This window comes from Candidatus Nanogingivalis gingivitcus (assembly GCF_004151455.1).
Taxonomy (GTDB): Bacteria; Patescibacteriota; Saccharimonadia; order Saccharimonadales; family Saccharimonadaceae; genus Nanogingivalis; species Nanogingivalis gingivitcus.
This window is the reverse complement of the sequence record NZ_PRLK01000013.1, coordinates 1-11,114: the sequence shown is the minus strand read 5'-3', so window position 1 is coordinate 11,114 and position 11,114 is coordinate 1. Positions and strand designations below refer to the sequence as shown.

8 protein-coding genes and 1 tRNA gene are annotated in these 11,114 nt (G+C 30.4%); 2 read left to right on the top strand and 7 right to left on the bottom strand.

Going from position 1 to position 11,114, the window contains the following annotated elements; genetic code table 11:
• Nucleotides 1-144: 144 nt before the first annotated feature.
• From G6CMJM_RS03010 to G6CMJM_RS03000, 3 genes are all read right to left on the bottom strand, one after another.
• A tRNA-Leu gene (locus G6CMJM_RS03010) sits at nt 145-228 on the bottom strand.
• Between the two features lie 52 nt (nt 229-280).
• Nucleotides 281-2,329, bottom strand: coding sequence for an ATP-dependent DNA helicase RecG (gene recG, locus G6CMJM_RS03005; RefSeq protein ID WP_129718998.1), 2,049 nt, complete (start codon nt 2,327-2,329; stop codon nt 281-283).
• 65 nt (nt 2,330-2,394) lie between these two features.
• A complete protein-coding gene (locus tag G6CMJM_RS03000; RefSeq protein WP_129718997.1) occupies nt 2,395-2,904 on the bottom strand; it encodes a hypothetical protein in 510 nt (169 codons plus the stop codon).
• A gap of 127 nt (nt 2,905-3,031) precedes the next feature.
• Between G6CMJM_RS03000 and G6CMJM_RS02995 the strand changes: the two genes are divergently transcribed.
• Nucleotides 3,032-4,150: a CobW family GTP-binding protein gene (locus tag G6CMJM_RS02995; protein WP_129718996.1), complete on the top strand. Its 1,119-nt coding sequence runs from the start codon at nt 3,032-3,034 to the stop codon at nt 4,148-4,150.
• Nucleotides 4,151-4,191: 41 nt separating this feature from the next.
• Here G6CMJM_RS02995 and G6CMJM_RS02990 read toward each other — a convergent pair whose 3' ends face one another.
• A complete protein-coding gene (locus G6CMJM_RS02990; RefSeq protein ID WP_129718995.1) occupies nt 4,192-6,726 on the bottom strand; it encodes a M1 family metallopeptidase in 2,535 nt (844 codons plus the stop codon).
• Between the two features lie 3 nt (nt 6,727-6,729).
• Nucleotides 6,730-8,445: a phosphohexomutase domain-containing protein gene (locus G6CMJM_RS02985; RefSeq protein WP_129718994.1), complete on the bottom strand. Its 1,716-nt coding sequence runs from the start codon at nt 8,443-8,445 to the stop codon at nt 6,730-6,732.
• Nucleotides 8,446-8,762: 317 nt separating this feature from the next.
• On the opposite strand from G6CMJM_RS02985, the gene G6CMJM_RS02980 reads away from it, so the two are divergent.
• On the top strand, nt 8,763-9,044 hold the full coding sequence (locus G6CMJM_RS02980; protein WP_129718993.1) for a DUF5665 domain-containing protein: 282 nt from the start codon (nt 8,763-8,765) through the stop codon (nt 9,042-9,044).
• A gap of 88 nt (nt 9,045-9,132) precedes the next feature.
• Here the strand turns inward: G6CMJM_RS02980 and G6CMJM_RS02975 are convergent, their stop codons facing one another.
• On the bottom strand, nt 9,133-9,654 hold the full coding sequence (locus tag G6CMJM_RS02975) for a hypothetical protein (protein ID WP_129718992.1): 522 nt from the start codon (nt 9,652-9,654) through the stop codon (nt 9,133-9,135).
• 173 nt (nt 9,655-9,827) lie between these two features.
• Nucleotides 9,828-11,039, bottom strand: coding sequence for a lipid II:glycine glycyltransferase FemX (locus tag G6CMJM_RS02970; protein ID WP_129718991.1), 1,212 nt, complete (start codon nt 11,037-11,039; stop codon nt 9,828-9,830).
• Nucleotides 11,040-11,114 lie beyond the last annotated feature (75 nt).

Here is an 11,114-nt window from a genome sequence, read left to right as displayed (position 1 = left end):
CTTATCTCTATGAAGCCTTACTGAAACAAGCAACGCCTCAATTGAAATAACAAAAATACCTACGGCCATCTGATTCCGTAGGTCTTAATTCTTTTTATCTATAAAACAAAAAAACAGCTATCTATCGATTAGCTGATCTTTTCTTGGTACACGAGAAAGGACTTGAACCTTCACGCCGATTGGCACATGCTCCTAAGGCATGCGTGTCTACCATTCCACCACTCGTGCTTATTGGTACTTCCAATATAATACAGTACTTATTTTTATTTGTCAATACATTTTAATTTAATATTGTCAGCATTTGATATCTTCTTAAATCCTCTCTATTATTTTTTATATATTCATCAAATAATTCTTCATTTTCAGATAGCCAATCTACAGCATTTTGAACTTTTGCAATTAACTCCATATCTCCAAGGCTAGCAAATTCTAAATTCAATTCTCCCGATTGTGCCTTGCCATATATCTCTCCAGCCCCTCTAAGCTCTAAATCTTTCTCTGCCAGCTTAAAACCGTCATCAGTTTCTGCCAGCTCTTTCAGTCTTTCTGGTGGCTTATTACTATTACTCATTACTAGATAGCAATAAGATTCATCACCTCCTCTACCAACCCTACCTCTTAATTGGTGAAGTTGAGCTAAACCAAATCTGTCAGCGTTTTCAATAACAATTACTGATGCATTAGGGACATCTATACCAACTTCAATAACAGTAGTAGATAATAAAATATGATATTCCTTATTTAAAAATTTTTGCATTTGAACATCTTTTTCAAGCGAGCTCATTTTTCCGTGCAGAAACCCAATACTATAGCCTTTAAATTCAGCCTTAAGTCTTGTTGTTTCAGCTTCAATATTTTTTAAATCGGTATTATCATTATCTAATATAGCCGGAACAATAACGAAAGCTTGTTTTCCCTGTTTAAGCTCTTCTTTAATCTTATTAACCATAGGCTTTCTAGAATTTGGAGAGATTAAAGAAGTTGTTGTTGGTTTTCTATTTTTTGGCTTTTCCTTCAATATAGAAACCGAAAGATCTCCAAACAATGTAAGATATAAGGACCTAGGTATAGGTGTTGCCGTCATCGTTAATAAATGCGGCATTCTATCACTATTCTTTTTAAGTAATTCCTGCCGTTGTTTTACACCAAAGCGATGTTGTTCATCAATAATAACCAAGCCTAAATTTTTAAATTCTATGTTTGGCGTTAAAATAGCGTGTGTGCCAATTAAAATATTAATATTTCCATTCTTAACATTATCTAATAGAAGAGATCTTTTTTTACCTTTAACATTAGCAGATAAAAATCCAATAGATATATCATTTGTCAATATCTTGGAAAAGTTCTCTGCTAATTGAGTTGCTAATATTTCTGTTGGCGCTACTACTGTTACCTGATAGCCATTTTTAACAATATTAATAGCTGACAGAATAGCAACCATAGTTTTTCCAGCCCCAACATCACCCTGCAATAGTCTATTCATAGGAAACTCTTTTTTCATATCTTGCATAATTTCCCAAGTAACCAGCCTCTGACTATTAGTTAAATTAAAAGGTAAATTATCAACAATACTTTTAACTTCATCTAAGGATGGGTTAATATATATACCTTTTAGTTTTTGATTTTTTATTTTATTTATTTTTGAAGCTAATATAATTTCAAATATTTCTTCAAAAGCAAGTCTTCTAAAAGCTTTGTTAAAATCTTCTCCAGATTTAGGAAAATGTATATTTTCTACCGCTTCACTACGGCTAACAAGCTTCTCTCTCTTAATAATTTTTTCAGGTAAGGTTTCTGGTAACATCTTAATTAATGGTTTTAGCTCTGCAAGAATTTTACGTATAGTATCTGTTTTTAATCCTTTTTTTTGCCTATATATAGGCACTATCTCGCCAGATTCACCTTTAAAATTTTGCCCTTTAGGTAACTCCTCCCTTTTTACTATACTAGGATTAATTATTTGATATTTATTATATTTAAATTCAAATATTCCTGAAAAATAAAATTCTTCATCGCTTGAAAGCTGCTTAAGTCTGTAAGGTTGGTTAAACCATATGGCTTTAACTTTATTATCTCCATCAATTAAAGTAGCTTCTACTATCGTCATACCTCTACGAACCCTTTTTATAGAAACACTTTCAGCTATAGCCTTAAATATAACTTTACCTGGTGTTATATCTTTTAGACTTGTAATACTCGACAGGTCTTCGTATTTTCGTGGATAAAATTTTAATATATCACTAACGCTATTTATTCCAGCATCTTTAAATTTTTGATAGGTTTTCTCTCCAACACCTTTAATTTTATCTAAGCTAGAATATAAATCCATAACTATAATTCTACTAAAAAAATATATAAATAAAAAGAGATAGTTAAAACTATCCCTTTAAAGAGCTACAGCTTAGAATACAGCAATTGCATTTCGGTAAGTTGATCTTTCTGAACATTTTCTTGCCAATATTCATAAAAATTATCTAATATCTTCTTTAAATTCACCTTTTCTTTATCTCTTAATGCCCAAGGTGCAATAAAGAAGGTTGAAATCTGGAGAGAATCAGTAAATGGAATTGCCATAAAAATTAATCTATATATACTATAGCTATTTTTCTTTAGGTATTCCTTGTCTTCGCTATCCAAACCAGTAAATAGTTCTGATATATTAACAATCATTTGTTGATAATCCAGTTCCCTACCAGCTCGCCTAACGCCATCTAGTTCTTGCGAAAAACTAAAATAGTAAGATATTTTATTTAGTAATCCTGCAAGATACCTACCTTTATTAACTTCTGGAATCTTTAAGGACCTTGTTAATATGTATTGAAGAGAATCAGGATCTCTGACAATCTCTTGGCAAATTACTTCTCCGTCTAAGCTACCTCTTTTGTAATATTCGTACTTATCCATAATAAGTACCCCCTTCTAAAGTTCTTCCCTGTATGGGAGATAATATAGTATATATTAACATAATATATACTATATGTCAATTTAACTACTAATTGATGGTAATTTTTTTCTATGTTAAAATAACTTTATGTCTAATTCTTTTCATTCTGACGATTATACTATAGATGATATTTTTGATGACTTCTCCCAAAATACTAGCCAAAAAATAACATCTAAAAAACGTAAAATACCAGTAATAATGATATCTGGATTTTTAGGAGCAGGAAAAACAACTTTATTTAATAACATTCTTAAAAGTTCTAAACAGTTAAAAATCGGTGCAATAGTTAATGATTTTGGTTCGGTGAATATTGATTCAAAACTAGTATCTGGTAATGTTAGCGAGAAAACAATTGAACTAAGTAATGGTTGTATTTGTTGTATTTTGGGTGAAAATGGCCTTAAAGAACCTTTAGATGCTTTAGCTAATGAAAGCTCTAATCTTGATGCCATTATAGTTGAAGCTAGTGGTATTGCAGAACCTTACGACCTAATGCAGACATTAAGGTTTTCAGGTAATCAATATACCTATTTTGGTGGAAATATTTATATGGTAGACTGTCAGAATTTTAACCTAGCAAATAGCCAATTTCCCGTTCATTTTAAAAAATGCCTACAAACTTCTGATATTATATTACTGAATAAAACTAATCTTGTGAGCAATGAAGATGTAAATAATATAGAATCATTTATTAGAAATATCAATAAACGCTCAATAATTCTTAAAACAGATAAAGCTGAAATAGATACTCGTTTATTATTTTCTAATAATACAGGCAGTGAACATACAGAAGATGAGCATAATCATCATGAGTACCATAGCCATGATTGCTCTAGTCATCATCACCATCATCACATTCATGATAGTTTCCAGTCTGTATCATTTACTACAGAAAGACCATTAGACCCTCAAGCTTTTATAAATTTTCTAGACAATCTACCAGAAAATATGTTTAGACTTAAAGGCTTTTGTTATTTTGGTATGAAGGGGTATGAACAAAAATACCTTATTCAAATAGTTGGAAAAACAATAGATATAACCTCTGATAACTGGAATGAAAACGAAGAATTAAAAACTGAGGTAGTCTTAATTGGCGTAAATCTAGATCAAGACAAAATCAATAAACAGCTTAAAAACATTATTGATGAATCCCCCGAAGACATCACGCCTGAAAATATGATAAACTTTGAAAGATTCTTCTTATAGCAATAAAACCTAGCTCAATATTGCTAGGTTTTATTTTTTGATTAAACAATCTTATTTAGTTCTTCCAAAACAGCTTGTTTATCTCTTTTAATTAGTTTTACGCGTGCCTCTATATCACGCTCACCCATTTCAATAGCCCTAGCTAAACTTGGCATTTGCTTCATTGGGGCAAAAAACTGTGAATATTCTTTTAATAACTCTTCACTATTTAAAATAGCACCTGCATACCTCGGGAAATCGTCATAACTTTTATCTCCATCAAACTTATTCTCTAACCATACCCAATTATCTTTCAACCACTTCCAAGTTGTTTTTTGTGCGTATCTATTTCTTAGAAGATGAACAAACCAGCTTGCAATATCTTGAGCTCTAACTATATTTTCATCCATAACTATAGTTAGTAGCATTTTAATAGTCTCTTCTTTAGTGGTTGATGTAAGCGCTCCTCTAATATCGTCTTTTAAATCAACGCTATTGGTTGTTTTGTATATTTCTAATAAGTTAGAAATAAGCTCGTCATCCTCATCATTCCTAACCTTGGATGATAGCACCACACTCCTTATTTCAGCATTAATGTCTTCTATATTTTTAGCATTATTATATATAGCTCTAATATCATTTAAAGCCTTTTCATTTCTAGCAAAAACCATATTAGCTAATATTAAAGGCCTTAGCTGGATATCTTCATCGCTGTCATTTTCTTTTTCGGCTACCCCAAGTTTCTTAAATAAATTACTGGATAATTTTGCAACAAATAAGCGTATTTTTGCTTCTTCTAAAGTATCTTTATCTACAAAAATCTTTAACTCATTAAGTAATAAACTCATCATTTCCCATACGTTCAATGATTCTTCATTCCTATATTCGTTTAGAGTTGCAATATGTTCACTACTGCTTATCTCTCCTGCCTTAGCTAATAGTGATTGCTCCTGTAAGAATTGCAACCTAGATACTACGTCTTGACTGCTAATATTTTTCAATAATTCACTACGTAAAGATCCTTTATAGTTAGCTATAAAATGGCTGACATTTTTTTGATTTAGTCTAACTAATTGCTCACCTGTCTCTACTTCTAAGTAAGAATTATTAAATACTTCTGGAAGTTCTTTAATATTTGAAGCAATATAAATAGGCCATTTCCTATTCATATCATTATGTTCGCTAGTAAAGAATTGTTTTTGTTCTATACTTAAAATATTACCTTTTTTATCAGCCTTAACTACTGGGTAACCAGGCTGTTCTAGCCATGGGCTCATAAAACTTTTTACGTCTTTGCCAGAAGCTATACTTAATTCATTCCATAAATCGTTACCTATAGTATTTTGGTATTTAAATTTTTTAAAATATTCTATTAAACCATTGCGGAAAGATTCATCTCCTATATACTCTCTAAGCATATTCATAAGCCTAGCGCCTTTAGCATAAACTATGGCACCATCAAAAATAGTATTTATCTCATCAGGGTGGTGAACAGGGATACGTACTGCTTGAACTCCATCTATAGCGTCTCTTCTTAAAGATATAATTGACTCATTTACGGCAAAGTCTTGCCACACGTTCCATTCTGGGTGAATATTGTCTACTGCATAATACTCCATCATAGTAGCGAAACTTTCATTTAGCCATAAATCATCCCACCATTTCATAGTTACTAAATTACCAAACCATTGGTGTGCTGTTTCATGGGCTATAACTGTTGCTACATATCGCTTATCAGCAATTGAATGCTTTTCTCCAGCTAACATAGCTGTTTCACGGTATGTAATAAGTCCCCAGTTTTCCATTGCTCCACTGCTAAAATCTGGTAAAGCAACATGGTCACATTTAGACAACGGGAATTTTTCCTTAAAATATTCCTCATAAAAATCTAATACTTTTACTGCTATATCTAAAGGAAAATCTAAAAGGTCTTTACTTTGAACTTTAGTAGCCCAGGTAGAAACTTCCACACCACTTTTAGTAAGTTTAGTTTTTTTATGTAAATCACCAACTACTAAAGCTAGTAAGTATGTTGACATTTTTGGCGTTTCTTCAAATTCTACTTTGCGTATATTTCCATCAATAATAGTTTCTTGTTCCACTTTAGTATTAGAAATAACTTTTTCGCCATTATCATTAGTCAAAATAGTTAGTTTAAAAATAGCTTTAGCTTCAGGTTCATCTACACAAGGAAAAACTTCTCTGGCGTGATGGCTTTCAAATTGCGTAGCAAGTAGTTCTTTACGCTCCTCACCATCATTATAGTAACAAGGATATAGACCATGCATAGAGTCATTAATTTTACCCTTAAAACCTATCTCTACAGTACTTTCACTTACTGTATCGAATTTATTATCTCTATTAGAAAAAATACTTATCTCGTCTTCAGATTTTTCTTTATATTCACAATTAATATTATTAACTTTAATGAAATCAATATCTAATGCTTTGCTATGTAAATTAAAAAAATTATCGTTCTTAATATCACCATTAATAATTACTTTTCCGGTAAAAATTCTTTCTTTAGAATTACTTAAATTTAGTAGAATTTGATATTTACTTGGTTCAAAAGTTTCTATTAGTCTTGCAACGCTCATATTCTATAAAATCTCCTCTTTTAACTGCTTAATTGATTTTTTATACAAATCAGCGTCCGTAGAATCGCTAATTTTCCATCTACTATATATTTTCATCTTAGGCTCAGTACCGCTAGGGCGAATAGAAATTGTTTTGCTGCTATCACCATATTCAAGCCTAATCATTTTACCTGGCTCTAGCATATCAATAGTTTCTTCACCATCTGCATTTTTTCGTTTTAGCGTTTCATAGTCTGATATAGCTGTAATATTATCTTTTTCGCCTATTTTAATCTGTTTTAGCTTATCTATAATAATATTCATTTTTTCTAAGCCGTCTTTTCCTTTATATTCTATAGATTCAGTACGGCTATAGAACATTCCTCCAAGCTCTCTATAAATATCATCTAGTCTATCTAATAATGTTTTATTTTGCTTTTTCATCTCTTCTGCTAAAGCTACTATAACTATAGCTGAAGCAGCGGCGTCTTTATCTCTTAAAGCTCCGTCAATAGTAGTTCCTAGGCTCTCTTCAAAACCTGCTAAAATATCATCATTTCTGTTGTTAATAATAGTTTCACCAATATATTTAAAGCCAACTAAAAAATTATCATAAACATTACAGCCGTATAATCTAGCTAATTCAGTAATTGCGTCTGTAGTAACTATAGTTTTAGCTATATAACCTTTTTTGCTATGTCTTAATAAATAATCTGCCATAAGTAAGGCCGATTCATTGCCATCTAGCATTCTAACTTCGCCATTATGGTCTTTTACTAAAACAGCTAGTCTATCAGCGTCAGGGTCACTAGTTAATCCAATATCAGCAGTGCTATCTTTCAATAATTCAATAGCCATTAAATTAGCATTTAACTCTTCTGGATTAGGTTTTTGATTCTCTATAGAACTAAAATCACCATCAATAATACTCTGCTCTTTTACCAGTAATACATTTTCTTTACCTAAACTAGTTTCTAGTATTGGTAATACATTAGTTTTACCAACTCCACAAAGAGGAGAATAGACTACCTTTAAATTGTTTATTTTATAATTTTTATTATTAAACACTTTTTGTTTATATTTTACAGTTATATATTTTATATAATCATTACTTATATTTTTCAAATCATTAAAACTTAAACTATCATCATATAAAACATTAGCGCTATTTATTAATTCCATTAGTTCATTAGCTGTCTCTACATTTATTTGGCAACCATACCTATAAACTTTTATGCCGTTATATTCTGGAGTATTATGGCTAGCCGTTATCATCACATCAATGGTTCTACCATTTCCCAAAAAAGAATTATAAGAAAGTTCGGGAGTTGAACAAGGTTCTTTTGCTACAATAGGTTCAATACCGTTAGCTACTACCACTTTAGCAAAATTTAAAGCAAGCTCTTTTGATGAATTTCTACCATCCCAGCCAATTGTTATTTTTTTATTTAATTTATATTTAACAATAAAGTCACAAATACCTTGTGCTGTCTCTCTTATAGTAATATTGTTAATTCTATTAGCGCCTACGCCTACAACACCCCTACGTCCAGCAGTACCAAAATCTATTTTTTTATAAAAAGCCTCTTCAAGCTCTCTCCAATTTTCTTCTGTAATTAATTGAAGTAATTCTTCTTTATATTCACTATACCTATTTTTAGAAAGCCAATTAATAGCATTTTCCTTAGCACTATATGATAGGTTTTTCTCAAGTTTATGAGCTAGACTTTTCAATTTCATTTATCTCCTTTTACTAATTTTAACAATTTTAAAAAGTAAAATCAAAAAATATATTAAATCTATTTAATATATAGTATTGACAAAATACTAATATATTGTTATAATATCAAAGTACATTTGTATATTCGTAGTGTACAGTACCTACTCTTTTTGATTTATAGGAAATAATAAAATAGAAGTACAATACTCCAAAATATATTTCAAGCGTAAGAAAAATAATCCATCTTTTCCTATTTATCAGAATCCACCCCACGCTACCCTGTTTGTGTGGGGTTTTTCCTTGTTAGATAAGCTAAATTATGTTAAAATTACTTTAAATGAAATTTTTTAATAAAATTAAAAAAACACTATCCAATAACACTACAAAAGACGCTCAATATTCTATATTAGAAGATATTTTTAATGATTTATACCCTAATAGATGGACAGTTTATAAAGTAAATTTCTTTCGTGGAATATTCTTTGGTTTTGGAAGTGCCATTGGTGCCACGCTATTATTTTTAGCTTTAATTTGGTTTTTAAATTTATTTGTAAATATACCTGGTGGAATTGGCGATTTTATTCAAAAAATTATCACTGCCATGAACTCTCGCCGATAAATTCTTGCTAATTAAAAATAAAAAATCATACATTCTCGCATTATGTATGATTTTTTATTTAATATAAATCTCTCAAAGTTTAACTATTTTAGAATGATGCTTCTACAGCAGCCCAAGTAGTATCAGTACTATCTTCAGGTATAATAATGGTTACTTGGTCACCTGTGCGTAATTTAAAGTATGTTACGCTTGCTAGTAAAATTTTATATTCATTTCCACCAGCCTCTACAAAGTATGAACCATCATGATTTACTAGAGTACCAATAATTTGCCTTCGTGGTACAGGTCCAATTTGTTTGTAAATGAAACCACCATCATCATTAATAGTTAATTTCAAGATATCACCCTCTACAAGTTTAGATTTTGAAGCATAATTTGCTGGAACAGGATAATTCTTTCCATCAGGACCAATCATAGTTTGGCCGTCAAACACACCTTCAATTATCTTACCTTGAGGGCTCTCTATAATAGAGTTATTAGGTGATAACACTACGTTATCAGATTCGCCACTAATACTAATTAGTAGCTCTTTGGCTGCTGCTAGATTCGTTTCCGCTTCTTGAATCAAGCTTTTTAGCCTTTTTACTTGTTTTTCTGGTATTTCAGACATATTCCTCGCAGTTTTTCCTTTGTCTGTTTGATATTTGTTAGTTATCTATCTAATGTTACCAAAAAAACACCATTAAGTCAATAGTAAGATGTTTTTTAAGATTTCTTTAAGGTTTTCCACAATTTTATATCTGTTTTTGTAATATTGATGTATTTTTTACATACTACATAAGCTTACTTACGCAAACTTTTTTTAATCTTTTTTAGTTTAGACCTAATAGCTAAACCTTTTTTAAGTATTTTATATATTGGCTTATTGATAACATAAGAAAATATCCCTACAAACTCTTTACTATCAGCCCCTAAAGATAATTTAAATGGGTAGAGCCCATCATCTTTTGATTTATAACCGCCAAGGTTATAGCCAGTGCAACCTCGCTTTTTTGCTTCCATCATAGCATAGTAGTTCATAAATACATTTGGTTGTAAATAACGAAACTCATTACTAGAAGCAGCATAAAGATAATAAGCCATATCCCCACAGTAAAGTACTAAGCAACCTGCTAAGTAAATAGGTTTATTACCATCTAGTTTTGTAATATCTTCTTCAATACTACGAAGTTTTTTTCTTTTTAAAGCTAAATCTACCTTGGCATTCTCGTTAAGCTCTCGCTTCTCACTTCCAGCAATCTCTTTAGCCATTCTTTTAACTTTTTTTTCAGCCTCTTTTTTAAAGGTTTCTTTATTTAGCTCAACTAAAAAATAATCGCAATTATTACTTTCGCTAAATAATTCTACAATTTGTTTATAATAGCTACCTTTTCTTAAAGAGATACTGTTTCGTTTACTTGTGATATCTGATAAATTAGCAAAAATATCTATTTCGTCAATGCTAGCTTTACGAAACTCTAGCCCTTCTTTAATAGATTTATCTAATAATTTTTGATTTTTCTTTGGAAAACTATCTTTAATATCTTCATTTTTAGTTAAATCAACAATCATATCAAATTGTGTTTGATATATAAATTTATCAGCTTCAAAACCTTGATGTTTAAAACCTAACTTTTCAAAATAGGCCACAATACTATCATCTCTAGCTATATTTGGCTCCATATCTAAAGCTACAGCTTTATACTGCTGGGAAACTTTAATAATTTCATCACGTATAAGTGAATCAACTTTTTCATTTTTTTCTATAAATACAAAACCTTTAGGTATGTAAGCTAAAGTATAGTTTAAAGCCCCTAACCGGCGAAATAAAATTGTGCAAGTTGCTACAATTTCTTTACCTCTATAAAGAGCAATATACTCAGCATGCCAGCCATTTTTACTTTTTAGTTTTCCCCAAGCAGAAGTTTGCAACAAATGGCCATTTTTTTCAACAAAACTATCAAACTCCTGATAGTTAATATTATTTGAATGTTTAAAATAATAATTAGATTTCATTTCTCTAATTATTATAGCATATATTAACTTTTACTGCTTTTATAAACCCTTTACAAAAAAGCATAAGTAATATAT